Raw genomic sequence first — 24,276 nt, forward strand, 5'->3', positions numbered from 1 at the left:
TTGACCGGTGGTCCAGACCTTTCTATTCTCGCCGCACCATGAGTGGGCGTGAGGCTCAGTCACGCCCCCACAACTCCATCAAGGAGGCGCACCATGCGCTTCAGACACAGAGCCGCAGCAGGGTTCGCGACGCTGTTGCTCCCGCTGGCCGGCCTCGTCGGCCTGGCGAGCCCGGCCCAGGCAGCCACGTCCGCCACCGCGACCTACGCCAAGACCCAGGACTGGGGCTCCGGCTTCGAGGGCAAGTGGACGGTGAAGAACACCGGCACCACGACCCTCAGCTCCTGGACCGTCGAGTGGGACTTCCCCTCCGGCACGTCCGTCACCTCCTCCTGGGACGCCGACGTCACCTCCTCCGGCACCCACTGGACCGCGAAGAACAAGTCCTGGAACGGCACCCTCGCCCCCGGCGCCTCCGTCTCGTTCGGCTTCAACGGCAGCGGCACCGGCTCCCCCGCGAACTGCAGGCTCAACGGCGGCAGTTGCGACGGCGGCACCACCGAGCCCGGCGACAACGCGCCCACCGCCCCCGGCACCCCCACCGCCTCCGGCATCACCGACACCTCGGTGAAGCTGTCCTGGTCCGCGGCCACCGACGACAAGGGCGTCAAGAACTACGACGTCCTGCGCGACGGCACGAAGGTCGCCACCGTGGCGACGACCTCGTACACGGACACCGGCCTGACCAAGGGCACGGACTACTCCTACTCGGTCCAGGCCCGTGACACCGCCGACCAGACCGGCCCGGTCAGCGGCGCCGTCCGGGTCCGCACCACCGGCGGCACCACCGAGCCGCCCCCCACCGGCGACAAGGTCAAGCTCGGCTACTTCACCGAGTGGGGCGTCTACGGCCGCAACTACCACGTCAAGAACCTGGTGACCTCGGGCACGGCCGCGAAGATCACGCACATCAACTACGCGTTCGGCAACGTCAAGAACGGCCAGTGCACCGTCGACGACACCTACGCCGCCTACGACAAGGCCTACACCGCCGACCAGTCCGTCAGCGGCACCGCCGACACCTGGGACCAGCCGCTGCGCGGCAACTTCAACCAGCTCCGGCAGCTGAAGGCCAAGTACCCGCACATCAAGGTGCTGTACTCCTTCGGCGGCTGGACCTACTCCGGCGGCTTCGGCCAGGCAGCGGCCAACGCCGCCGCGTTCGCCAAGTCCTGCAAGGCCGTCGTGGAGGACCCGCGCTGGGCCGACGTCTTCGACGGCATCGACATCGACTGGGAGTACCCGAACGCCTGCGGCCTGAGCTGTGACACGTCCGGTCCGGCGGCCTTCAAGAACCTCTCCCAGGCCCTGCGCAACGAGTTCGGCGCGAACTACCTGATCACCGCGGCCATCACCGCCGACGGCTCCTCCGGCGGCAAGATCGACGCGGCCGACTACGGCGGCGCCGCCCAGTACCTCGACTGGTACAACGTGATGACGTACGACTACTTCGGCGCCTGGGACAAGACCGGCCCGACGGCCCCGCACTCCCCGCTGACCTCGTACAACGGCATCCCGAAGGACGGCTTCAACTCCGCGGCCGCCATCGCCAAGCTCAAGGCCAAGGGCGTCCCGGCGAGCAAGCTCCTGCTCGGCATCGGCTTCTACGGCCGCGGCTGGACCGGTGTCACCCAGGCCACCCCCGGCGGCACCGCGACCGGGCCCGCGCCGGGCACCTACGAGGCGGGTATCGAGGACTACAAGATCCTCAAGAACTCCTGCCCCGCCACCGGCACCATCGGCGGCACCGCGTACGCCCACTGCGGCAGCAACTGGTGGTCGTACGACACCCCGGCGACCATCGCGGGCAAGATGAGCTGGGCCAAGAACCAGGGCCTGGGCGGCGCGTTCTTCTGGGAGTTCAGCGGAGACACGGCCAACGGCGAGCTGGCGGCGGCCATCGACAGCGGCCTGAAGTAGGCCGGACGGAAGAAAAGTTCGAAGGGTCTTGGGCCCTAGGCCACATTGACGCGCTGACCGGGCGGGGCTGCCTCCAGCCACGCGAGAAAGCCGGTCAGCGCGTCTTCGCTCATGGCGAGTTCGAGGCGTGTGCCCCGGTGCAGACAGGCGAGGATCACATGGTCGGAGAGCAGCGCCAGCTCCTCCTCGCCCTCCGGGACCCGGCGGCCGGCCACCTCGATCGCGGAACGCTCCAGGGTGCGGCGCGGACGCGGTGAGTAGGAGAAGACGCGGTACCACTCGACGCGGTCACCGTTGTACCGGGCCACCCCGTACGCCCAGCCCTTGCCGTTGGTGTCGCCCTCGGCCGGGGCGTCCCAGCGCATGCTGGCGTCGAAGGTGCCGCCCGACCGCTGGATCAGTCGGCGGCGCAGGCCGAAGACGAAAAGGCCCACCACCACGAGGGCCACCACGATTCCGCACACAGTCAGAGCGAGGACCATCGACACCGACCTCCTCGTCTCCTAGGTAACGGAACGTAAAAATCACCCACATCCGCCTCAGCCGCGGCCGGGCCCGGATCTCTCCGGTACCCAGCCGCGGCTGAGTGACGTCATCACACGGCGGACTTCGGTCAGCGTGCCGCCGTCGCAGCCCGCAGACGGACGTCCGCGCGGCGCTGGGCCTCCGCGTCGTCCTCCGCCTTCGCGCGCTCGAGCTCCTGCTCCGCGCGCTGGACATCGATCTCGTCCGACAGCTCGGCGACTTCGGCGAGCAGCGAGAGCTTGTCGTCCGCGAACGAGATGAATCCGCCGTGCACGGCGGCGACGACCGTCCCGCCCTCACTCGTACGGATGGTCACCGGGCCCGACTCCAGCACACCGAGCAGCGGCTGGTGACCGGGCATGACGCCGATGTCGCCGGACGTGGTGCGCGCGACGACCAGGGTGGCCTGGCCGGACCAGACCTCACGGTCGGCCGCGACCAGCGCGACGTGCAGCTCAGCAGCCAAGGGTGGCTCCTCGGGTCACCACCCGGCGGGAGTGCCGGGTGTTGGTTACAAGTCTAGTAGGCGTGAATGAGGGGGCGGGACGAACCCCGCCCCCTCATGACTCGAGCGCTGCCCGGGTCAGGAGACGCCCAGCTCCTTCGCGTTGTTCTTCAGGTCCTCGAGACCACCGCACATGAAGAACGCCTGCTCCGGGAAGTGGTCGTACTCGCCGTCGCAGATCGCGTTGAACGCGGCGATCGACTCGTCCAGCGGCACGTCCGAACCGTCCACACCGGTGAACTGCTTGGCGGCGTGGGTGTTCTGGGACAGGAAGCGCTCCACGCGACGGGCACGGTGGACGACGAGCTTGTCCTCCTCGCCGAGCTCGTCGATACCGAGGATCGCGATGATGTCCTGCAGGTCCTTGTACTTCTGCAGGATGTTCTTCACGCGCATCGCGGCGTTGTAGTGGTCCGCCGAGATGTACCGCGGGTCGAGGATGCGGGACGTCGAGTCCAGCGGGTCCACGGCCGGGTAGATGCCCTTCTCGGAGATCGGACGGGACAGCACCGTCGTCGCGTCGAGGTGGGCGAAGGTGGTGGCCGGGGCCGGGTCGGTCAGGTCGTCCGCGGGGACGTAGATCGCCTGCATCGAGGTGATCGAGTGACCACGGGTCGAGGTGATGCGCTCCTGGAGGGTGCCCATCTCGTCGGCCAGGTTCGGCTGGTAGCCCACCGCGGAGGGCATACGGCCGAGCAGGGTCGACACCTCGGAACCGGCCTGGGTGAAGCGGAAGATGTTGTCGATGAAGAACAGCACGTCCTGCTTCTGGACGTCACGGAAGTACTCCGCCATCGTCAGGCCGGCCAGGGCCACGCGCAGACGGGTGCCCGGGGGCTCGTCCATCTGGCCGAAGACCAGGGCGGTCTTGTCCAGAACGCCGGACTCTTCCATCTCCGCGATGAGGTCGTTGCCCTCACGGGTGCGCTCGCCGACGCCCGCGAAGACGGAGACGCCCTCGTGGAGGTTGGCGACACGCATGATCATTTCCTGGATCAGCACGGTCTTGCCGACACCGGCACCACCGAACAGACCGATCTTGCCGCCCTTGACGTACGGGGTAAGGAGGTCGACGACCTTCAGGCCCGTCTCGAACATCTCGGTCTTCGACTCGAGCTGGTCGAACGCGGGGGCCTTGCGGTGGATGGACCAGCGCTCGCCCGTGTGGACCTCGTCCGTGTTCAGCACCTCACCGAGGGTGTTGAACACCTTGCCCTTGGTGAAGTCGCCGACCGGGACGGTGATGCCCGCGCCCGTGTCGGTCACCGGGGCCTGGCGGACCAGGCCGTCGGTGGGCTGCATCGAGATGGCGCGGACCAGGCCGTCACCCAGGTGCTGGGCGACCTCCAGGGTCAGCGTCTTCTTCTGGCCCGCCAGCGCCGGGTCGGCGACCTCGACGTGAAGGGCGTTGTAGATCTCCGGCATCGCGTCGACGGGGAACTCCACGTCGACGACCGGGCCGATGACCCGCGCGACGCGGCCAGTGGCCACGCCAGCAGGAGCGGTCGGCTCAACAGTGGTGGTCATTTATCGGTCACTCCCCGCGGTCGCGTCGGCCAGGGCGCTCGCGCCACCGACGATCTCGCTGATTTCCTGGGTGATTTCGGCCTGGCGGGCCTGGTTGGCAAGCCGGGTGAGCGTCTCGATGAGCTCTCCGGCGTTGTCGGTGGCCGACTTCATCGCGCGCCGCGTGGCGGCGTGCTTGGAAGCGGCCGACTGGAGCAGCGCGTTGTAGATGCGGCTCTCGACGTAGCGCGGCAGCAGGGCGTCGAGGACGTCCTCCGCCGAGGGCTCGAAGTCGAACAGCGGAAGGATCTCGCCCTTGGGCGCGGCCTCCGCAGCCACCTCGTCGAGGCTGAGCGGCAGCAGCCGCGCCTCGATCGCCGTCTGCGTCATCATCGACACGAACTCGGTGTAGACGATGTGGAGCTCGTCCACGCCGCCCTCGGCCGTCTCCGTCTCGATGGCCTCGATCAGCGGGGCCGCGACCTTCTTGGCGTCCGCGTACGTCGGGTCGTCGGTGAAGCCCGTGAACGACTCCGCGATCTTGCGCTCGCGGAAGTTGTAGTGGGCGACACCACGGCGGCCGACGATGAAGTTGACGACCTCCTTGCCCTCGGCCTCGAGCTTCGCCGTGAGCTTCTCCGCGGCCTTGATGGCGTTGGAGTTGAAGGCGCCGGCCAGACCGCGGTCGCTCGTGAGGAGCAGGACCGCGGCGCGGGTCGGGTTCTCGGCCTCCGTCGTCAGCGGGTGCTTGGTGTTAGAGCCGGTGGCGACCGCCGTGACCGCGCGGGTGAGCTCGGTCGCGTACGGGGTGGAGGCCGCCACCTTGCGCTGCGCCTTGACGACGCGCGAGGCAGCGATCATCTCCATCGCCTTGGTGATCTTCTTGGTCGCGGAGACGGATCGGATGCGACGCTTGTAGACCCGGAGCTGGGCTCCCATGAGTCAGGTCCCTTCCGTCGTCACTTACCGGCAGCCGGGGTGTCCTCGCCGAGCAGCTTGCCGTCGGAGGTCTCGAACTGCTTCTTGAACTCCGCGATGGCCTCGGCGACGGCCTGCAGGGTGTCGTCGGACATCTTGCCGCCCTCGCGGATGGAGGTCATCAGACCCTGCTCCTTGCGGTGCAGGTAGTCCAGCAGCTCCTTCTCGAAGCGGCGGATGTCGGCGACGGGGACGTCGTCCATCTTGCCGGTGGTGCCGGCCCAGACGGAGACGACCTGGTCCTCGGTGGCCATCGGCTGGTACTGCGGCTGCTTCAGCAGCTCGACCATGCGCTGACCGCGCTCCAGCTGCGCCTTGGACGCGGCGTCCAGGTCCGAACCGAAGGCGGCGAACGCCTCCAGCTCACGGAACTGGGCGAGGTCCACACGCAGACGGCCGGAGACCTGCTTCATCGCCTTGTGCTGCGCGGAACCACCGACTCGGGAGACGGAGATACCGACGTTCAGCGCGGGGCGCTGACCGGCGTTGAACAGGTCCGACTCCAGGAAGCACTGGCCGTCGGTGATGGAGATGACGTTGGTCGGGATGAACGCCGAGACGTCGTTGGCCTTGGTCTCGACGATCGGCAGACCGGTCATCGAGCCGGCACCCATCTCGTCGGAGAGCTTCGCGCAGCGCTCCAGCAGACGGGAGTGCAGGTAGAAGACGTCACCCGGGTAGGCCTCACGGCCCGGCGGGCGGCGCAGCAGCAGCGACACGGCGCGGTAGGCGTCGGCCTGCTTCGACAGGTCGTCGAAGATGATCAGGACGTGCTTGCCCTGGTACATCCAGTGCTGACCGATGGCCGAACCGGTGTACGGCGCCAGGTACTTGAAGCCGGCCGGGTCGGACGCCGGGGCGGCGACGATGGTCGTGTACTCCAGCGCGCCGGCCTCCTCCAGAGCGCCGCGCACACCGGCGATCGTGGAGCCCTTCTGGCCGATGGCGACGTAGATGCAGCGGACCTGCTTCTTCGGGTCGCCCGAGCGCCAGTTGTCGCGCTGGTTGATGATCGTGTCGACGGCCAGGGCGGTCTTGCCGGTCTGGCGGTCACCGATGATCAGCTGACGCTGACCACGGCCGACGGGGGTCATCGCGTCGACGGCCTTGTAGCCCGTCTCCATCGGCTCGTGCACCGACTTGCGGACCATGACGCCCGGGGCCTGCAGCTCCAGGGCGCGACGGTCCTCGGTCTCGATCTCGCCGAGACCGTCGATCGGGTTGCCGAGGGGGTCCACCACGCGGCCGAGGTAGCCCTCGCCCACCGCAACGGAGAGAACCTCACCGGTACGGGAGACCGGCTGGCCCTCCTCGACGCCGCTGAACTCGCCGAGGACGATGGCACCGATCTCGCGCTCCTCGAGGTTGAGGGCGAGGCCGAGGGTGCCGTCCTCGAACTTCAGCAGCTCGTTGGCCATGGTCGAGGGCAGGCCCTCGACCTTCGCGATGCCGTCACCGGCGAAGGTGACCGTACCGACCTCCTCGCGCGAGGCCGCGTCCGGCTTGTACGCCTGGACGAAGTTCTCCAGCGCGTCCCGGATCTCCTCCGGCCGGATCGTGAGCTCCGCCATCTGGGTTCCCTGCTCTCCTTGTTGGGCCCGAAGTTTCACTTTGGGGGTCTGGGGGCGACCCCCAGGATTCTTCTGCACGGCCCAACCAGGGCCGTCGTAAGTACGTACTGCCTATTGAGTTGCTGCTCAGCCGGCGAGCCGGCGGCTGGCGTCCTCGATGCGGTCCGCGAGGGAGCCGTTGATGACCTCGTCGCCGACCTGCACCCGGATTCCGCCGAGGACCTCGGGGTCCACGTCCAGGTTGAGGTGCATCGTGCGGCCGTAGAGCTTCGCGAGGGCGGCGCCCAGGCGCTGCTTCTGCGGGTCGCTCAACGGCACCGCCGAGGTGACGATCGCCACCATGCGGTCCCGGCGTTCGGCGGCCAGCTTGGACAGGGACTCGAGTCCCGCCTCCAGGCTACGTCCCCGCGGCGCGGTCACAAGGCGCGTGACCAGACGCTCGGTGGCCGACTGGGCCCGGCCGCCGAGGAGGCTGCGCAGCAGCTCGCCCTTGGCCGAGGTGGTGGCCTTGCGGTCGGTCAGCGCGGCCCGCAGCTCGGTGCTGCCGGAGACGATCCGGCCGAACCGGAACAGCTCGTCCTCGACGTCGTCGAGCTTGCCGGCCTGCTGGGCGGCCGTGAGGTCGGCGGTGTCGGCCAGCTCCTCCAGGGCGTCCACCAGGTCGCGGGACTGCGACCAGCGGGAGCGCACCATACCGGCCACCAGGTCGGCGGCGGGGCCGCTGACCTGGGTGCCGAGCAGACGCTGGGCCAGCTCGGCCTTCGCCTCCGCGGCCTGCGCCGGGTCGGTGAGGACCCGACGCAGCGACACCTCACGGTCGAGCAGCGCGGTGACGGCGGCCAGCTCGTCGGCGAGCGAAGCCGCGTTCACGGACGTCGAGTCCGTCAGCGCGTCGAGACGCTCACGTGCGGCTGCCAGGGCCTCGCGGCTCGCTCCGTTCATCGCCCGGCCTCGGCCTTCTCCTCGAGCTCGTCGAGGAACCGGTCGATCACGCGGCTCTGGCGGGCGTGGTCCTCGAGGGACTCCCCGACGAGCTTGCCGGCCAGGTCGGTGGCGAGCTTGCCGACGTCCTGGCGCAGCGCGGAAGCGGCGGCCTTGCGGTCGGCCTCGATCTGGGCGTGGCCGGCGGCGACGATCTCCTCGCGCTGACGCTGGCCCTCGGCCCGCATCTCGGCGATGAGCGTGGCACCCTGCTCCTGCGCCTCCTGGCGCAGGCGCGCGGCCTCGTGCCGGGCCTCGGCGAGCTGTGCCTTGTACTGCTCAAGGACGCTCTGGGCCTCGACCTTCATGGTCTCGGCCTCTTCGATACCGCCTTCGATCGCCGCGCGGCGCTCCTCCAGAACCTTGTTGATGTTCGGAAGCAGCTTCTTCCAGAAGAAGAAGAACACGATGGCGAAGGCGATGGTGCCGATGAGCAGCTCGGGGCCCGGAGGAATAAGCGGGTTCTGCTTCTCCTCGGCCGCCAGCTGCACCAGGTTGGCGATCACATCAGTGCCTTTCGTCGAAACGTGTCGGTGAGCAGGTAATTACTGACCGAACACGAACGGCATAACGATGCCGATGAGGGCGAGCGCCTCACAGAAGGCGAAGCCCAGGATCTGGTTGGCACGGATCAGGCCGGCGGCCTCGGGCTGACGGGCCAGAGCCTGGGTGCCGTTGCCGAAGATGATGCCGACGCCGACGCCGGGGCCGATGGCGGAGAGGCCGTAGCCGATGGAGCCGAGCGAACCGGAGACAGCGGCGAGGGTCTCAGTGGCAGCCATGCTGTTTCTTCCTTCTCTTTCACGGACCGGCGGGGGTTGGCCACCGGACGTTCTTGGGATTTGCGGGGCGGGCGGGGCTCAGTGGTGCTCGGCCAGAGCGCCCTGGATGTACGTGCAGGCAAGGAGTACGAAGACGTACGCCTGGACGGCCTGCACGAAGAGTTCGAAGCCGATCATCACGACGGTCATGACGAAGGAGACACCGGCCGCCGGGATCATCCAGCTGTTCAGCAAGTACCAGGAGGCGACGGTGAACATGACCAGCATCAGGTGGCCGGCGAACATGTTCGCGAACAGTCGCACGGCGTGCGTGAACGGCCGGACGAGCAGGTTCGAGAAGAACTCGATGACCATGACGAGCGGCAGCACCGGACCGAGCGACTTGTCGTAGCCGGTGATGTTCTTGAAGAACCCGACGAAGCCGTGCCGCTTGAAGGTCAGTGAGACCCAGGTCACGTAGACGATCGCGGCGAGGACCGCCGGGAAGGCGATGACCGACGAGACCGGGAACTGCGCGAGCGGGATCACGGACCAGATGTTCATGATCCAGATGAAGAAGAAGAGCGAGACCATCAGGGGGACGTACTTCTCGCCCTCCTTCTTTCCGAGGGTCTCGTAGACGATGCCGCGGCGGACGAAGTCGTAACCGGCTTCACCGACCATCTGCAGCTTGCCCGGCACGACCTTGGCCTTGCCGAAGGCCGCGTAGAAGAAGCCGATGACGAGGACGGTGGTGATGAGGGCAAGCAGCATCACCTTGTTGAACTCGAACCCTCCAACCGTGGCAATCGGCTTGAAGAGGAACGAGTGCAGGCCCGGTGCCGGAAAACCACACCCGTCGGACATGATCCGACAGCTCCAGTCAAAGGCGAGCTGGGTCTGGTCAGCACTCACCGCGGGCTCCTTCGGCGTGACGCATAGGTACGGCAACCTCGTTGTGTCGGCGCGGCGCGCAGCCGCGGTTCGGCACGGGACTGGTGTTACGGATGTGAGGGCGGCTGGGGGGCATCGAGCCTCGCGTTCGAGCAGGCGTCAGCTCAGATGCCCGCGCCCGCGATGCCGCAGTTGGCACCGGACGATAGCAGGAGTTCCTACTGCCCTTTATCGCGCCCCTACTCGTCACGACGACGACCCGGTCTTCTCGGCCTTCTCGCTCTTCTCGGAGTCCGGGTCGATGTAGAAGATCTTGGCCTTCATATGCGCACGAGCCTGCGCGGCCATCCACACGACGGTCGCGATGACGAGCCCGAGGGCGAACGTCTTCGCGTTGAAGAGAGAGGTGTCCTTGAAGAGGGCGACGAAGATCAGGAGAAGCAGGAGTTGGGCGACATAGAGCATGAGCCCCATGGCCTGGAACAACTGCGGGAGCGTTTTTGCCGTCCACTGGAGAACGAACAGGCCGATTCCCATGAAGAGGATGGCCAGCACCGTGCCGACGGCCGCTCCGATCGCTCCCTTGCCTCCGGCCACCGCGCCACTGACGGCGACCACGACCACACCGGCAGCCGCTGTGGGCACAGCGCACTGCAAGAGGTTCCGGGCGTCATTGGACGGCATGGCGGCAACTCCGCTTTCGCAGGGGGCAGGGGTGTCGTCATGGACGAGCGTAGTCCCGGGCTGAGTGGAGACCTCACACCAATGGACCGTCGCACTACGGTCCTTCGGCTCTATCCGGGGGGTTCTCGTGAACCGTATCACAAACTATTTGATGCAGTCTTTACCTGAAGGTGTGCACACAGTCACACACGAGAGTGAACCTGCGCGTCTGAGCGAGAACAGTGCCGAGATGTCTGGTATTGGGCGCTTCGCACCCCCATCACCACCCCACGACTTGGCAATGCTCTAGTCAGATTCTTACCTTGTCCCCGCCTTGCGCCGGTCGGCCAGTTGAGAACGGGGTCCGAGGGCGGTCGCCCCGTTGACGCCGGAGACCCCGGAGACCACGGGCGTGCGGCTCTCGGTGCCGGCCGGGCCGGTCCGGTCCGCCGCCGACGCCGGCGTCGAGGCTTCGGGTGAGAGGGCTGCGACCGAGCCCCGCCGCCGGTAGCGCGGCGGCACGAACCGCTCCATCCAGCGCGGGGCACGGGGCGTGAAGCGCGGCAGCAGAAGCAGGATCAGACCGATCGCGCTCAGGGCCACCACACCGAGCACGATCCACATGGACGCCGAGTTGACCGAGTAGGCGAGAGCGCCGAAGGCGATCAGCGCCGACCAGAAGTACATGATCAGCACCGCGCGGCTGTGCGAGTGGCCGATCTCCAGCAGCCGGTGGTGCAGGTGGCCGCGGTCGGCGGCGAACGGGGACTGGCCACGCCAGGTGCGCCGCACGATCGCCAGGATCAGGTCGGCGGCCGGCACCGCGATGATCGTCAGCGGCAGCAGCAGCGGGATGTAGACGGGGACCGTCTGGTGCACGGCCTCCTTCTCCGAACCCACGTACAGGTTGAGCGCGTCCGGGTCGACCTGCCCGGTGATGGAGATCGCGCCGGCGGCCAGCACCAGGCCGATCAGCATCGAGCCCGAGTCGCCCATGAAGATCCGCGCCGGGTGCATGTTGTGCGGCAGGAAGCCCAGGCACATGCCCATCAGGATCGCCGAGAACAGCGTGGCGGGGGCGGCGGCCTCGATGCCGTACGAGTACCAGATGCGGTAGGCGTACAGGAAGAACGCCGTGGCCGCGATGCAGACCATGCCGGCCGCGAGGCCGTCCAGGCCGTCGACGAAGTTGACCGCGTTGATGGTGATGACGACCAGGGCGACCGTGAGCAGGGTGCCCTGCCACTGGGTGAGCGCGACCGAGCCGACACCCGGGATCGGCAGCCACAGGATCGTCAGACCCTGCACGACCATCACGCCCGCGGCGATCATCTGGCCGCCCAGCTTGATCAGGGCGTCGATCTCGAACTTGTCGTCCAGTACACCGATCAGCCAGATCAGGGCGGCCCCGGACAGCAGCGCCCGGGGTTCGTTCGACGTCTCGAAGACCTGGTTGAGGTTGGTCAGGTGGTCGGCGACCAGCAGGCCCGCGCACAGGCCGAAGAACATCGCGATACCGCCGAGGCGCGGAGTGGGCTCCCGGTGCACGTCACGTGCCCGGATCTCCGGCATCGCTCCGGCCACGATCGCGAACTTCCGTACCGGCCCTGTCAGCAGATACGTCACCGCGGCCGTGATGCAGAGCGTCAGGAGGTATTCACGCACGGGCTTCCCCACAGGTCTCGCTGGCCATCTCAGCCCCACACCCTAGCGAGGCGCGCATATGGGTGGGGACTTCCGGGTAGCGACGATGGTTGCACGAGTGGCTGTGCACCCTGATGCGCTTACCCCGGCTCACGCCGGATACGGCGGAAATCCACCGGCCAGCTCCCGCACTTCTTCACGCGCTCTTGAGGGATCCGTCACGCCCCGCAGCACCCCGGCGAACAGTCCGGCGATCCGGACCATCTCCGCCTCGCCCATGCCCTGCGTGGTGATCGCGGCCGTGCCGAGCCTGAGCCCCCGGGCGTCACCGTGGGGCAGCGCACAACAGTCCATGACCAGGCCCGCCGCGGCCAGACGGCCCCGGGCGGTGCGTCCGTCGACGCCGAGCGGGGCCGGGTCGGCGGTGATCAGGTGCGTGTCCGTGCCGCCGGTGGTGACGACCAGGCCCTCCGCCGCCAGCCGGGACGCCAGGACCCGCGCGTTCGCCACCACCTGATGGGCGTACGCGGCGAACTGCGGTGTTGCCGCCTCCCCGAACGCGACCGCCTTCGCGGCGATGGTGTGCATCTGCGCACCGCCCTGTGTGAAAGGGAACACGGCCCGGTCGACCCGCTCGGCCAGCTCCGCGCGGCACAGCAGCACACCACCGCGCGGCCCCCGCAGCACCTTGTGGGTGGTCCCGCAGACGATGTCCGCGTACGGCACCGGGTTCGGGGCCGCTCCCCCGGCGACCAGCCCGAGGGGGTGCGCGGCGTCCGCGATGAGGTACGCGCCCACCTCGTCGGCGACCTCGCGGAAGAACGCGTAGTCGAGATGGCGGGGATAGGAGATCGAGCCGCACACGATCGCCTTGGGCCGGCGGGTGCGGGCCAGGGTGCGCACCTGCTCGTGGTCGATGAACCCGGACTCGGCCTCGACGCCGTATCCGACGAAGTCGAACCAGCGGCCCGAGAAGTTCGCGGGCGAACCGTGCGTGAGGTGGCCGCCGTAGGGCAGGCCGAGCGCGAGGACGGTGTCGCCGGGGCGGAGCAGGGCGGCGTAGGCGGCGAGCACCGCCGATGAACCCGAGTGCGCCTGGACGTTGGCGTGGTCGGCGCCGAACAGCGCCCTGGCCCGCTCGACGGCGACGCGTTCGGCGACGTCGACGACCTCGCAGCCGCCGTGGTGCCGCGCGCCCGGGTAGCCCTCGGCGTACTTGTTCGCGAGCGGCGACCCGAGGGCGGCCAGCACGGCCGGGGAGCTGAAGTTCTCGGCGGCGATCAGCTGGAGCGTGGTCGACTGCCGCTCCCGCTCGCCGAGCAGGATGTCGGCGAGCTCGGGGTCCTGGCGGCGCAGGACGTCGGCCTGGATGGCAGGGGTGAGCGTCATGGTGGGCTCCGGGCGACGCATGGTCTGGGCGGTTCGCCTCCGGGCGCCTGAGTCCGTCGGCTCACTCGCCGTGGTGACGTAGGACCAATGTAGGCCCGGGCCCTGCGGAGCGCTCGGCTGTTACGTCTTTGCGGGGACGCCCGTGAGCGCCGTGACGACCGGATCGAGGGCCTGGTGTATCTCGTCCCCGATGGACCGGAAGAACGTCAGGGGGGCGCCGTAGGGGTCGTAGACCTCGTCCGCCTCGGCCGTCGGCGCCAGCAGCCACCCGCGTAGAGCGGCCGCGGCGCGGACCAGCGCACGCGCGCGGACGACCACGCCCTCCTCCAGGGACGGCAGGGTCGCCGGGTCGATGGCCTTGACCAGGCGGGTGAACTCCTTGAGCGTGAAGGTCCGCAGGCCCGCGGAGTGGCCCATGGAGATGACCTGCGCCCGGTGGTCCCTGGTCGCGGTCAGCACCAGGTCGGCGCGGATCACGTGCTCGTCGAGGAGCTCACGCCCGGTGAAGCCGGAGGCGTCCGCGCCGAAGTCGGCCAGGACGGTCTCCGCGTGGGACTCCATGGGCGCGCCCTCGTGGCCCCAGGTGCCCGCGCTCTCCACGATCAGCCCGCCGCCCAGGATGCCGAGCCGCTCCCGCACCGCATGGCGGGTCAGCCGCTCGGTGATGGGCGAGCGGCACACGTTGCCGGTGCTGACGTGGAGGATCCGGAAGCTGTCACGCGGAAGCCCCACGAACGTCGTCGTGATCTCCGCCGCGCTTTCCCCGTTGCCTATGCCACGCCCCGATCCAGGGGCCGTCAATTCGCCACCTCGAGGTCGGGTACGACCTTTCGCAGCTCGTCCGCCGAGAGGGCGCCCGCACGCAGCAGCAGCGGCACCTCACGGGTCACGTCGACGATCGACGAGGGCACGATGCCGGGGGTCGGGCCGCCGTCGAGGTAGACGGAGACGGAGTCGCCGAGCATCTCCTGCGCGGCGTCGCAGTTCTCCGGCGCCGGGTGGCCGGTCAGGTTGGCGGAGGAGACGGCCATGGGGCCGACCTCGGTCAGCAGTTCGATGGCGACCGGGTGCAGTGGCATGCGCACGGCGACCGTGCCGCGGGTGTCCCCGAGGTCCCACTGCAGGGACGGCTGGTGCCGCGCGACGAGCGTCAGCGCGCCCGGCCAGAAGGCGTCGACCAGCTCCCAGGCCAGCTCGGAGAAGTCCGTGACGAGGCCGTGCAGCGTGTTCGGGGACCCGATGAGCACGGGGGTGGGCATGTTGCGGCCCCGGCCCTTCGCGTCGAGCAGGTCGGCGACCGCCTCCGAGGAGAACGCGTCGGCGCCGATGCCGTACACCGTGTCCGTCGGCAGCACCACGAGCTCGCCACGGCGGACGGCGGACGCTGCCTCGCGCAGACCGGTCACACGGTCGGTGGCGTCGTTGGTGTCGTATCGCCGTGCCATCTTTAGCTGGCCTCCTCGTACACGTACTGCTGGGATGAAGTCCACGAAGTCCAAGAGGTCCGCGAAGACCGCGGAGTGCCCGGTGTGCTCACGGCAGCGCCTTGCGGGCCGTGGCGAAACGCGGACGATTGTTCAGGTCCGGGTGGTCGGCCGCATCGGTCCAGCCGCGGTCCTCGGCGAAGATCCACGGCACCTGGCCGCCCTGGGTGTCGGCGTGCTCGACCACGACCACGCCGCCCGGGCGCAGCAGCCGGTGCGCGGTGCGCTCCAGGCCGCGGATGAGGGCGAGGCCGTCCTCGCCGGAGAAGAGGGCCATGTCGGGGTCGTAGTCCCGCGCCTCGGGGGCGACGTACTCCCACTCGGTGAGCGGGATGTACGGCGGGTTGGTGATGACCAGGTCGACCTGACCGTCGAGGTCCGGGAAGGCGGTCAGCGCGTTGCCCTGCCGCAGGTCGACCCTGGACCCCTCGACGTTCTTGCGCGTCCACTTGAGGGCGTCCTCGGACAGCTCCACGGCGTGCACGCGCGAGCGCGGCACCTCCTGGGCGAGAGCGAGCGCGATGGCGCCGGAGCCGGTGCACAGGTCGACGATGCACGGTTCGACGACGTCCATGGCCCGTACGGCGTCTATGGCCCAGCCGACCACGGACTCCGTCTCGGGCCGCGGCACGAACACCCCGGGGCCGACCTGGAGTTCCAGGTAGCGGAAGTAGGCGCGCCCGGTGATGTGCTGGAGCGGTTCGCGGGCCTCGCGGCGGGCGATGACCTCCCAGTAGCGGGCGTCGAAGTCGGAGTCCTTGACGGAGTGCAGCTCGCCGCGCTTGACGCCGTGCACGAAGGCGGCGAGTTCCTCCGCGTCGGTACGCGGCGAGGGCACGCCGGCGTCGGCGAGCCGCTGGGTGGCCTGGGCCACCTCCGCGAGCAGCACGCTGCGGGGGCTTGGGGGTCGCCCCCCAAATGACTGCTGCACGCAAGTCCTCCGTATTACTCGTACGTGATCACGCGTACGTGCTCGTGCCTGCCTTACGCGGCCGCCAGCTTCGCCGCGGAGTCCGCGTCGACGCAGGCCTGGATCACCGCGTCGAGGTCGCCGTCCAGGACCTGGTCCAGGTTGTACGCCTTGAAGCCGACGCGGTGGTCCGAGAGGCGGTTCTCCGGGAAGTTGTAGGTGCGGATCTTCTCGGAGCGGTCGACCGTGCGGACCTGGCTGCGGCGGGCGTCGGCGGCCTCCCGCTCCGCCTCCTCCTGCGCCGCTGCGAGCAGCCTGGAGCGCAGGATACGCAGTGCCTGCTCCTTGTTCTGCAGCTGGCTCTTCTCGTTCTGGCAGGAGGCGACGACGCCGGTCGGAAGGTGCGTGATGCGCACGGCGGAGTCGGTGGTGTTGACGGACTGCCCGCCGGGCCCGGAGGAGCGGTAGACGTCGATGCGGAGGTCGTTCGGGTTGATCTCGACGTCGACCTCCTCGGCCTCGGGCGTGACGAGCACACCGGCCGCGGAGGTGTGGATGCGCCCCTGGGACTCCGTCGCGGGAACGCGCTGCACGCGGTGCACACCGCCCTCGTACTTCAGGCGCGCCCAGACACCCTGGCCGGGCTCGGTCGCGCCCTGGCCACCCTTGGTCTTCACGGCGACCTGGACGTCCTTGTAGCCGCCCAGCTCGGACTCGGTGGCGTCGATGATCTCGGTCTTCCAGCCGACGCGCTCGGCGTAGCGCAGGTACATGCGCAGCAGGTCGCCGGCGAACAGGGCCGACTCGTCGCCGCCCGCGCCCGCCTTGATCTCGAGGATGACGTCCTTGTCGTCGCTGGGGTCGCGCGGGACGAGCAGCAGGCGCAGCTTCTCCGTGAGCTCCTCGCGCGTCCGCTCCAGGTCCTTGACCTCGGCCGCGAAGTCGGGGTCGTCGGCGGCCAGTTCGCGCGCGGTCTCGATGTCGTCGCCCGTCTGCGTCCAGGAGCGGTACGTGGCGACGATGGGGGTGAGCTCGGCGTACCGCTTGTTCAGCTTGCGCGCGTTGGCCTGGTCGGCGTGGACCGACGGGTCGGCGAGCTTCTTCTCCAGGTCGGCGTGCTCGGCGACGAGTTCCTCGACGGCCTCGAACATCTTGGGCTCCTGTGTACGGACGGGGTGAAGGGCGGGCGACCAAAAACGCCGGTCCCGGAGCACCCGGCGAGGGGGCGCTTCCGTGGACCGGCGCTAGGGCCTGCCCGGCGGATCAGGTCGGAGGAAATCCGCCGTACCCGTCAGTGCCGGTGAGCGGGGCCTGGTGCGTGCAGCTGCAAGGCGGAGGAAAGAGTCGACGCGGAGCGTCGGCGACTGACGACAACGCCGCAGATGTGCGCGCCAGGCCCCGCGTCTCCGACAGGATCCGCCGGGCAGGCCCTAGGGAGCTCGCTACTTCTTGGAGCCGGCGGCCTTGCCGAAGCGGGCCTCGAAGCGGGCCACGCGGCCACCGGTGTCGAGGATCTTCTGCTTGCCCGTGTAGAACGGGTGGCACTCGGAGCAGACATCGGCGCGGATGGTGCCGGACTCGATGGTGCTGCGGGTGGTGAACGACGCGCCACAGGTGCAGCTGACCTGCGTCTCGACGTACTCGGGGTGGATGTCGCGCTTCAAGGTGTCTCCTAGTTTCGGGAGGGCGCCGGGTCGCCGCCGCGGGGTGCGGGAGCGTGAACCGGGGCCGACGTACCAGTCTGCCAGGACTGGGGCCTACTCCCAAAACCGGGGGTTGTCGTTGTTTGTTCCCCGCGGGCCGGTGGGGGCCTGTCGCGCAGTTTCCCCGCGCCCCTACGGGGCGCTGACGACGCCCTTGGCCTCGCCGGAGGCGCTGCCCTTCGTCGCACTCTTGGGGATCGGCTTGTCCTGCTCCAGGGCCTTCCAGATCTCGTCGGCCTTCTTCTTCTGGAGGAGGACGCGGTTGGGGTCGGCCGGGTCGTAGGCCACCGGCATCGTGACCATGTGCATCTGGGACGGGCTGATGCCCTTGAGGCCGTTCGCGAAGGACGCGAGCTTGTTGACCGAGCCCAGGTCGGAGTCGGCCGTCACCGTCTTGGTCGCGGTCTCCGCGAGGTCCAGCAGCTTCTTCGGGTTCGAGAAGACGCCGACGTCCTTGATCTGGTTGACCAGGGCCTTGATGAAGGCCTGCTGGAGCTGGATGCGGCCCAGGTCGGAGCCGTCGCCGACGCCGTGCCTCGTACGCACCAGCCCGAGGGCCTGCTTTCCGTCGAGCGTGTGGGTGCCCGCCTTCAGCTTCAGATGGCTGTCGGGGTCGTCGATGCTCTTGGTCGTGGTGATCTCGACGCCGCCGAGGTCGTCGATGAGCTTCTGGAAGCCGGCGAAGTCGACCTCCAGGTAGTGGTCCATGCGCAGGTCGGTGATCGACTCGACGGTCTTCACGGCGCAGGCGGCCCCGCCGGTGGAGTACGCGGAGTTGAACATCACGCTCCGGGCCGCGGGGTGGTCGTTGCCCTGGGTGTCCGTGCAGGACGGGCGGTCGATCAGGGTGTCGCGCGGGATGGAGACGACGCTGGCCTTCTTGTGACCCTTGTAGATGTGCACGATCATCGCCGTGTCGGAGCGGGCGCTGCCGTCGTCGGTGCCGCCGCCGAGCTTCTTGTTGCCTCCGGCGCGGGTGTCGGAGCCGAGGACGAGGATGTTCTCGGAGCCGTTGTCGGCCTTTTCGGGCCGGTCCGTGCCGAGAGCCTGGTCGATGTCGACGCTCTTGAGGTTGCCGTTGAGCTTGAAGTACAGGTAACCGGCTCCGGCACCACCCAGCACGACGATGCCTGCGGTGGTCCAGGCCGTGATCATCAAGCCCTTGCGGCGTCTCGGGGGCTTGCGTCGCCGGCCCTTGCCACGATGACGCGCTCCGTTGATGCCGTTACTTCCCGGTATGCCCGGGTCCGGCGTGCTCTCGGCAGACATGTACTCCTCAGCTCTTCTACGGTCGCTTACCCCCTGCGGGTCAGTGCCAGGCGTGGCCGGAAAAGAACCTTCCTCGCACTATCGTCGCTCCGCCTGGTCAGACGGAGAAACTCGGGAAAGGGTTGCACAACGGACTGTGCCCACCGCGTAGGACGGTGGGCACAGTGCGTGTTCGGCACAGCGGGACGTACCCCGCTCACCTGCGATGTCAGCCGAAGATGTCGTACTGCTTGAAATCGGTGCCGACGGACTTGCGTGTGGCGAAGATCTCGCTGGTCCCCTTGCCGGTGCCGGCGTACAGGTAGAGCGTGCCGCCGGGGGTGCGGGCCAGGAAGTCGGCCTTGCCGTCGCCGGTGACGTCACCGGGCGCGTCGAAGGCGTTGTAGCCGTCCCACGTGCGCACCTTCACCCGGGCCGAGAAGGCGCCCGAGCCGGCCTTGCCGGTGCCCTTGTAGAGGTAGAGGTAGCTGCCCGACTTGCTGCGGGCGATCAGGTCGGTCTTGCCGTCCCCGTTGAAGTCGCCCTTGCCGCGCACGGAGTTGTACTGGTTCCAGCCGGAGCCGACCTTCACGCGGGCCGCGAAGGTGCCGTTGCCCTTGCCCGGGTAGATCCACATCACGCCCGCGGAGTCGACCGAGAGCAGGTCCGGCAGGTAGTCGCCGGTGACGTCACCGGGGGTGATGATCCGGGTGCGGGTCTTCCAGTTGTCGGCGATCTGCTTCGTGGACCAGGTGCCGCTGGAGATGACGTAGTGCGTCCAGAAGACGTCGCCGGTGGAGCTGACCCGGTAGACCAGGTCCTGGTAGCCGTCCCGGTCCAGGTCGGTCTGCAGGACGACGTTGACGCCGTCCCAGTCGCCCCAGGACTCGCGGGCGGCGAACGACGTGCCGTTGGAGTTCTTGGAGTAGCCGGTCTTGGTGGAGGCGTTGCGCACCCACAGGTCGGCCTTGTGGTCACCGTTGATGTTGGTGTCGTCGAGGCGCGGGTAGGCGGCTCCGACGTAGGTGCTGACCTTGCTGAAGACGCTGTAGGCGCCCTTGGCGACGCAGTCGGTCACGCCCCAGGACACGACACCGACGATCCGGTTGTTGACGACCAGGGGGCCGCCGGAGTCGCCGTTGCAGGCGGAGGTGGTGCCGGTGTCGCTGCCGGTGGCGGGCTTGCCCGCGCAGACCATGTGGCCCTTGATGAAGTCCGCGCCGTACGTGCCGGAGCACGTCGTGTCGGACTGCATGGGCAGCGTGGCCGTCTTCAGCGTCTCGGAGATGTCGTCGCTGGTGGAGCTGGTGCGGCCCCAGCCGTAGACCTTGGCGCTGGTGCCGGCCTTGTACGAGGTGGTGTCGCCGGACGTCGTCATCCGGATCGGGGTGGCCTTGACCGGGACGGGCAGGGTCAGCACCGCGATGTCGTTGTCGATGGTGTTCGCGTTGTACGACGGGTGGTTCCACTGCCGCCAGACGCCGGTGACGGTGCCGCCGTGCAGGTCGGTGCCGTCGGCCGAGGGCAGCTGGGAGGTGCCGGTGACGACGGCGCCGTTGGCGTTCCAGTTGTAGCCCTTGACGCAGTGCGCGGCGGTGAGGATCTTCGTCGGCGCGACGACGGCGCCGCCGCAGAAGAAGCCGATGTCGTCGGCGGTGCTCGAGGTGCCCCGGTCGTCGTAGTAGTGGAGCTGCGCCATCCACGGGGCCGTGCTGATGGTGGTCTCGTTGCCACCGATGATCTTGGGGTCGATGCTGCCGGCCACGGTGCCCGCGCTGAGCGAGGCCTTGCTCGTCTTGCCGGCGACGTCGTCACCGGCCATGGCGCCCGCGACGCGCTTCTCCAGCTCGGCGAGCGACGGCGAGCTGACGGCGGGCTTGACCGTCGGCCGCGGCAGCGGCGTGGCCGCGTCGGCGGACGTCGTCAGCAGCGCGCCGGCCACGGCGGCGGCGACACCGGCCGCGGCGACGGGCAGGGCTATGCGTATCCGGCGTCTGTGCCGACCGCCCCCGGGCATGGGTGTACCCACGAATGTCCCCCCTCGGGATCACAAGTTCGAAGAGAGCGTGATCCTACCCGCACACGAACAGCACAGAGGGCCGCCCCCGTGCGGGGAGCGGCCCTCTTGTGCAGTCCTTACCGAGTCGGCCTGACCGGCCGACCGACCTCAGTCGCCGTTGCCGGGCGTCGGGGTGGTCTTCTGGATCTGCATCAGGAACTCGGCGTTCGACTTGGTCTGCTTCATCTTGTCGAGCAGCAGCTCGACCGCCTGCTGCTGGTCGAGGGCGTGCAGCACCCGGCGCAGCTTCCAGACGATGGCGAGCTCGTCGGGGGCGAGCAGGATCTCTTCCTTGCGGGTGCCGGACGCGTCGACGTCCACCGCCGGGAAGATGCGCTTGTCGGCGAGCTTCCGGTCGAGCTTCAGCTCGGCGTTGCCGGTGCCCTTGAACTCCTCGAAGATCACCTCGTCCATGCGGGACCCGGTGTCCACCAGGGCGGTGGCGAGGATGGTCAGCGAGCCGCCGTCCTCGATGTTGCGGGCCGCACCGAAGAAGCGCTTCGGCGGGTACAGGGCGGTCGAGTCGACACCACCGGACAGGATGCGGCCGGAGGCCGGGGCGGCGAGGTTGTACGCACGGCCCAGACGCGTGATCGAGTCGAGCAGCACGACCACGTCGTGGCCCAGCTCCACCAGGCGCTTGGCGCGCTCGATGGCGAGCTCGGCGACCGTGGTGTGGTCCTCGGCCGGGCGGTCGAAGGTCGAGGAGATGACCTCGCCCTTCACCGACCGCTGCATGTCGGTGACCTCTTCCGGACGCTCGTCGACGAGGACGACCATCAGGTGGCACTCGGGGTTGTTGTGGGTGATCGCGTTGGCGATCGCCTGCATGATCATGGTCTTGCCGGTCTTCGGCGGGGCCACGATCAGACCACGCTGGCCCTTACCGATGGGCGAGACGAGGTCGATGATGCGGGTGGTGAGGACGCCCGGGTCCGTCTCCAGACGGAGGCGGTCCTGCGGGTACAGCGGCGTCAGCTTGTTGAACTCCGGGCGGCCGCGGCCGTGTTCGGGCGCCATGCCGTTGACGGAGTCCAGGCGCACCAGCGCGTTGAACTTCTCGCGGCGCTCGCCTTCCTTGGGCTGGCGCACGGCACCGGTGATGTGGTCGCCCTTACGCAGGCCGTTCTTGCGGACCTGGGCGAGGGAGACGTACACGTCGTTCGGGCCGGGCAGGTAGCCGGACGTGCGGATGAACGCGTAGTTGTCGAGGATGTCCAGGATGCCCGCGACCGGGATCAGGACGTCGTCCTCGTTGATCTGCGGCTCGGAGGCGATGTCGTCGCGGCCGCGACGACCACGGCGGTCGCGGTAACGGCCGCGACGCCCACGCCGGCCGCCCTCGAAGTCATCGTCGTCCTGCTGCTGTCCCCGGTCCTGACGACCGCCGCCCTGCTGGCTCTGCTGCTGGCCGCGCTGGCCGCCGCCCTGCTGGTCGTCGCCCTTGCCGCCGCGGCGGTCACGGTCCCGGCCACCGCGGTCACCACGGTCGCCCCGGTCACCACGGTCGCCCCGGTCACGGCGGTCGCGGCGACGGCCCTCGCCGCCGTCACCGGCGTCGGACTTGGCCTCGTTGTTCTGGGACTGCTGCTGCGACTGGGCCGGCGTCTCGGCCTTGGTGTCGTTCTTCGCCTCGGCGACGATGGTCTCCGCGGCGGAAGCCGGGGCTCCGGCATCGGCGGTGGCGCGGCGGCGACGGCGCTCGGGCGCCTCGTCTCCCCCACGCTCGCCCGCGCTCGCACGGGACCCGTCGCGCGAGGGGCCGCCGGCCGGCTGGCCGGGGATCTCGATCTGCTGCTGGGCCACGGCCTTGTCGGCCTTGTCCGCGGGGGCCTGGGGGGCCTCCTGCGCGTCCGCCTTCTTGTCCGCCTTCTCGGCGTTGTCTCCCGTACGGGTCCGCGAGGTGGCGCGACGCTTGGGCTTGGTCTCGGCGGGGGCGTCGGCCTTCGCCGCCGGAGCGGCGCCGCCGGACGCCTGCGCCTCCTTGATGACCTCGATCAGCTGGCTCTTGCGCATCCGCGCCGTGCCCCTGATACCCAGGCCCGAGGCGACCTGCTGCAGCTCGGCCAGCACCATGCCCTCGAGGCCGGTACCGCGGCGCCGCCGGGAGCCGGCACCGCTGGCAGGCGCGGAGGCGTCCGTGGCGGGCGCGGCAGCGGTCTCCTCGACACGTGCGCCCATCAGATCGGTGGTGTCGCTCACGAAGGGTCCTTCCCTGGAGCGGACGTCGGCCTGTCTGGCTCGGCGACCGTTTGTGCTGTCCGACTTCGGTTCGTGTGGTGTGAACCGCGCCGGGGCGGTGGTCCGCCTGATCGGCGGAGGAATCTGGTGATGGCGCTTCCTTGAGTCGTGGCACCCAGTGTCAGTGTCACGCGGCGTGGTCGCACCGGTTCCGGAGCATGCCCTGCGACCCGCTCAGTGTCCTCGTACGGCGTACGGTCCGACGTACGGAACACGGTGCGGCTTGGGGGGCTCCCGGAAGAATGTCTGTCCCGGACGGGGACACGAGGCACCTCGCCGTGGTGGGGTCGGGTGCAGACTTGAGGTTAACACTACCGGATCCAACAAACATTCCCCCTCTCGAAATCCGGTAACCGAGGCATTTCAGATGTCACCGGAGGCCGCCAGCGGCAGCACGCTCGCGCCCTGCTGATCGAGGCGCAGCCGGTTCGCGGCCCACTCCGCGCCCGCCAGGGCCTCGACCTTGTCGGCGGTCTCCGCGTCGGCGAGCGCCATGACCGTGGGTCCGGCGCCGGAGATGACCGCGGGGATGCCGTCGCCCCGCAGCCGCTCCACCAGTGCCGCGCTCTCGGGCATGGCGGGGGCGCGGTACTCCTGGTGCAGGCGGTCCTCGGTGGCCGGCAGAAGCAGTTCGGGACGGCGCGTCAGGGCCTCGACGAGCAGGGCCGCCCGGCCCGCGTTGGCGGCAGCGTCGACGTGCGGGACGGTGCGCGGGAGCAGGCCGCGCGCCGTCTCCGTGAGTACCGGCTTTCCGGGGACGAAAACCACCGGAACGATGGAATCCGCGGGATCCATCCTGATCGCGCGCGCCGCGCCGCCCTCCATCCAGGACAGCGTGAAGCCGCCCAGCAGACACGCCGCGACGTTGTCGGGGTGGCCCTCGATCTCGGTGGCGAGTTCCAGCAGCGCGGTGTCGTCGAGCTTGGCGTCGGCCCCTATGGTCACGGCGCGGGCGGCGACGATGCCCGCGCAGATGGCCGCCGAGGAGGAGCCCAGGCCCCGGCCGTGCGGAATGCGGTTGGCGCAGACGATCTCCAGACCGCGCGGCTGTCCGCCGAGCAGGTCGAAGGCGGTGCGCAGGGAACGCACGAGCAGGTGCTTCTCGTCGCGCGGGAGCGTCTCGCTTCCCTCACCCGCGATGTCGATGTGCAGCCCGGAGTCGGCCACCCGGACGACCACGTCGTCGTACAAGCCCAGCGCGAGGCCGAGGGCGTCGAAGCCCGGGCCGAGATTGGCGCTGGTGGCGGGGACGCGCACCCGGACGGCGGCGGCGCGGAACGCTGGACCGGCCATC

At 69.2% G+C, this 24,276-nt stretch carries 22 protein-coding genes; 1 reads left to right on the forward strand and 21 read right to left on the reverse strand.

What is annotated here, in order from left to right; all coding sequences use genetic code 11:
* The first annotated feature begins 93 nt into the window (after nt 1-93).
* On the forward strand, nt 94-1,920 hold the full coding sequence (locus AB0B29_RS32525) for a glycoside hydrolase family 18 chitinase (RefSeq protein ID WP_362245449.1): 1,827 nt from the start codon (nt 94-96) through the stop codon (nt 1,918-1,920).
* 35 nt (nt 1,921-1,955) lie between these two features.
* Here AB0B29_RS32525 and AB0B29_RS32530 read toward each other — a convergent pair whose 3' ends face one another.
* The 21 genes from AB0B29_RS32530 to thrB form a co-directional block, all read right to left on the reverse strand.
* Entirely contained in the window at nt 1,956-2,402 is a 447-nt protein-coding gene (locus AB0B29_RS32530; protein ID WP_053670580.1) for a DUF2550 domain-containing protein, read from the reverse strand.
* 131 nt (nt 2,403-2,533) lie between these two features.
* A complete protein-coding gene (locus tag AB0B29_RS32535) occupies nt 2,534-2,911 on the reverse strand; it encodes a F0F1 ATP synthase subunit epsilon (RefSeq protein WP_033312984.1) in 378 nt (125 codons plus the stop codon).
* A 117-nt stretch (nt 2,912-3,028) separates the two neighbouring features.
* The gene (gene atpD, locus AB0B29_RS32540; RefSeq protein WP_362245451.1) at nt 3,029-4,477 is read right to left on the reverse strand and encodes a F0F1 ATP synthase subunit beta; all 1,449 of its coding nucleotides are present in this window, start codon (nt 4,475-4,477) and stop codon (nt 3,029-3,031) included.
* Nucleotides 4,478-5,395: a F0F1 ATP synthase subunit gamma gene (locus tag AB0B29_RS32545; protein ID WP_344458800.1), complete on the reverse strand. Its 918-nt coding sequence runs from the start codon at nt 5,393-5,395 to the stop codon at nt 4,478-4,480.
* 20 nt (nt 5,396-5,415) lie between these two features.
* Entirely contained in the window at nt 5,416-7,005 is a 1,590-nt protein-coding gene (gene atpA, locus AB0B29_RS32550; protein WP_362245453.1) for a F0F1 ATP synthase subunit alpha, read from the reverse strand.
* Nucleotides 7,006-7,131: 126 nt separating this feature from the next.
* Nucleotides 7,132-7,947 carry a F0F1 ATP synthase subunit delta gene (locus AB0B29_RS32555; RefSeq protein WP_362245455.1) on the reverse strand — a complete coding sequence of 272 codons (816 nt, stop codon included), beginning with the start codon at nt 7,945-7,947 and terminating at the stop codon, nt 7,132-7,134.
* A complete protein-coding gene (locus AB0B29_RS32560) occupies nt 7,944-8,492 on the reverse strand; it encodes a F0F1 ATP synthase subunit B (protein WP_221756783.1) in 549 nt (182 codons plus the stop codon). The genes AB0B29_RS32555 and AB0B29_RS32560 overlap by 4 nt, the downstream gene beginning before the upstream one ends.
* A gap of 39 nt (nt 8,493-8,531) precedes the next feature.
* Nucleotides 8,532-8,768: a F0F1 ATP synthase subunit C gene (locus AB0B29_RS32565; protein ID WP_351098992.1), complete on the reverse strand. Its 237-nt coding sequence runs from the start codon at nt 8,766-8,768 to the stop codon at nt 8,532-8,534.
* 78 nt (nt 8,769-8,846) lie between these two features.
* On the reverse strand, nt 8,847-9,614 hold the full coding sequence (gene atpB / locus AB0B29_RS32570; protein ID WP_362245660.1) for a F0F1 ATP synthase subunit A: 768 nt from the start codon (nt 9,612-9,614) through the stop codon (nt 8,847-8,849).
* A 273-nt stretch (nt 9,615-9,887) separates the two neighbouring features.
* The gene (locus tag AB0B29_RS32575) at nt 9,888-10,325 is read right to left on the reverse strand and encodes a hypothetical protein (RefSeq protein WP_362245457.1); all 438 of its coding nucleotides are present in this window, start codon (nt 10,323-10,325) and stop codon (nt 9,888-9,890) included.
* A gap of 297 nt (nt 10,326-10,622) precedes the next feature.
* Nucleotides 10,623-11,969 (reverse strand): MraY family glycosyltransferase, encoded by a 1,347-nt coding sequence (locus AB0B29_RS32580; RefSeq protein WP_362245459.1) that lies wholly within the window; start codon nt 11,967-11,969, stop codon nt 10,623-10,625.
* A gap of 129 nt (nt 11,970-12,098) precedes the next feature.
* Entirely contained in the window at nt 12,099-13,337 is a 1,239-nt protein-coding gene (gene glyA / locus AB0B29_RS32585; protein ID WP_362245461.1) for a serine hydroxymethyltransferase, read from the reverse strand.
* 120 nt (nt 13,338-13,457) lie between these two features.
* Nucleotides 13,458-14,138, reverse strand: a complete 681-nt coding sequence (locus AB0B29_RS32590; RefSeq protein ID WP_362245463.1) for a protein-tyrosine-phosphatase — start codon at nt 14,136-14,138, stop codon at nt 13,458-13,460.
* Nucleotides 14,135-14,782 (reverse strand): L-threonylcarbamoyladenylate synthase, encoded by a 648-nt coding sequence (locus AB0B29_RS32595; RefSeq protein ID WP_283972404.1) that lies wholly within the window; start codon nt 14,780-14,782, stop codon nt 14,135-14,137. The genes AB0B29_RS32590 and AB0B29_RS32595 overlap by 4 nt, the downstream gene beginning before the upstream one ends.
* A gap of 88 nt (nt 14,783-14,870) precedes the next feature.
* Nucleotides 14,871-15,710: a peptide chain release factor N(5)-glutamine methyltransferase gene (gene prmC, locus AB0B29_RS32600; RefSeq protein ID WP_362245465.1), complete on the reverse strand. Its 840-nt coding sequence runs from the start codon at nt 15,708-15,710 to the stop codon at nt 14,871-14,873.
* A gap of 95 nt (nt 15,711-15,805) precedes the next feature.
* A complete protein-coding gene (prfA, locus tag AB0B29_RS32605; RefSeq protein WP_362245467.1) occupies nt 15,806-16,882 on the reverse strand; it encodes a peptide chain release factor 1 in 1,077 nt (358 codons plus the stop codon).
* 291 nt (nt 16,883-17,173) lie between these two features.
* Nucleotides 17,174-17,395, reverse strand: coding sequence for a 50S ribosomal protein L31 (gene rpmE / locus AB0B29_RS32610; protein ID WP_003992975.1), 222 nt, complete (start codon nt 17,393-17,395; stop codon nt 17,174-17,176).
* A 171-nt stretch (nt 17,396-17,566) separates the two neighbouring features.
* On the reverse strand, nt 17,567-18,703 hold the full coding sequence (locus AB0B29_RS32615) for an LCP family protein (RefSeq protein WP_362245469.1): 1,137 nt from the start codon (nt 18,701-18,703) through the stop codon (nt 17,567-17,569).
* Nucleotides 18,704-18,911: 208 nt separating this feature from the next.
* Nucleotides 18,912-20,699 carry a trypsin-like serine protease gene (locus AB0B29_RS32620; RefSeq protein WP_362245662.1) on the reverse strand — a complete coding sequence of 596 codons (1,788 nt, stop codon included), beginning with the start codon at nt 20,697-20,699 and terminating at the stop codon, nt 18,912-18,914.
* A gap of 150 nt (nt 20,700-20,849) precedes the next feature.
* The gene (gene rho, locus AB0B29_RS32625) at nt 20,850-22,943 is read right to left on the reverse strand and encodes a transcription termination factor Rho (RefSeq protein ID WP_362245471.1); all 2,094 of its coding nucleotides are present in this window, start codon (nt 22,941-22,943) and stop codon (nt 20,850-20,852) included.
* A 402-nt stretch (nt 22,944-23,345) separates the two neighbouring features.
* Entirely contained in the window at nt 23,346-24,275 is a 930-nt protein-coding gene (thrB, locus tag AB0B29_RS32630) for a homoserine kinase (protein ID WP_362245473.1), read from the reverse strand.
* Between the last annotated feature and the right edge of the window lies 1 nt (nt 24,276).

It is taken from the genome of Streptomyces tibetensis, from assembly GCF_040647715.1.
Lineage (GTDB): Bacteria > Actinomycetota > Actinomycetes > Streptomycetales > Streptomycetaceae > Streptomyces > Streptomyces tibetensis_A.

Bases quoted from the DNA above. Each gene is read 5' to 3' on its own strand.
- AB0B29_RS32525 (WP_362245449.1), top strand. From the start codon at position 94: ATGCGCTTCAGACACAGAGCCGCAGCAGGGTTCGCGACGCTGTTGCTC.
- AB0B29_RS32530 (WP_053670580.1), bottom strand. From the start codon at position 2,402: ATGGTCCTCGCTCTGACTGTGTGCGGAATCGTGGTGGCCCTCGTGGTG.
- atpD (WP_362245451.1), bottom strand. From the start codon at position 4,477: ATGACCACCACTGTTGAGCCGACCGCTCCTGCTGGCGTGGCCACTGGC.
- AB0B29_RS32545 (WP_344458800.1), bottom strand. From the start codon at position 5,395: ATGGGAGCCCAGCTCCGGGTCTACAAGCGTCGCATCCGATCCGTCTCC.
- atpA (WP_362245453.1), bottom strand. From the start codon at position 7,005: ATGGCGGAGCTCACGATCCGGCCGGAGGAGATCCGGGACGCGCTGGAG.
- AB0B29_RS32555 (WP_362245455.1), bottom strand. From the start codon at position 7,947: ATGAACGGAGCGAGCCGCGAGGCCCTGGCAGCCGCACGTGAGCGTCTC.
- AB0B29_RS32565 (WP_351098992.1), bottom strand. From the start codon at position 8,768: ATGGCTGCCACTGAGACCCTCGCCGCTGTCTCCGGTTCGCTCGGCTCC.
- atpB (WP_362245660.1), bottom strand. From the start codon at position 9,614: ATGTCCGACGGGTGTGGTTTTCCGGCACCGGGCCTGCACTCGTTCCTC.
- AB0B29_RS32575 (WP_362245457.1), bottom strand. From the start codon at position 10,325: ATGCCGTCCAATGACGCCCGGAACCTCTTGCAGTGCGCTGTGCCCACA.
- glyA (WP_362245461.1), bottom strand. From the start codon at position 13,337: ATGACGCTCACCCCTGCCATCCAGGCCGACGTCCTGCGCCGCCAGGAC.
- AB0B29_RS32595 (WP_283972404.1), bottom strand. From the start codon at position 14,782: ATGGCACGGCGATACGACACCAACGACGCCACCGACCGTGTGACCGGT.
- prfA (WP_362245467.1), bottom strand. From the start codon at position 16,882: ATGTTCGAGGCCGTCGAGGAACTCGTCGCCGAGCACGCCGACCTGGAG.
- AB0B29_RS32615 (WP_362245469.1), bottom strand. From the start codon at position 18,703: ATGTCTGCCGAGAGCACGCCGGACCCGGGCATACCGGGAAGTAACGGC.
- AB0B29_RS32620 (WP_362245662.1), bottom strand. From the start codon at position 20,699: ATGCCCGGGGGCGGTCGGCACAGACGCCGGATACGCATAGCCCTGCCC.
- thrB (WP_362245473.1), bottom strand. From the start codon at position 24,275: ATGGCCGGTCCAGCGTTCCGCGCCGCCGCCGTCCGGGTGCGCGTCCCC.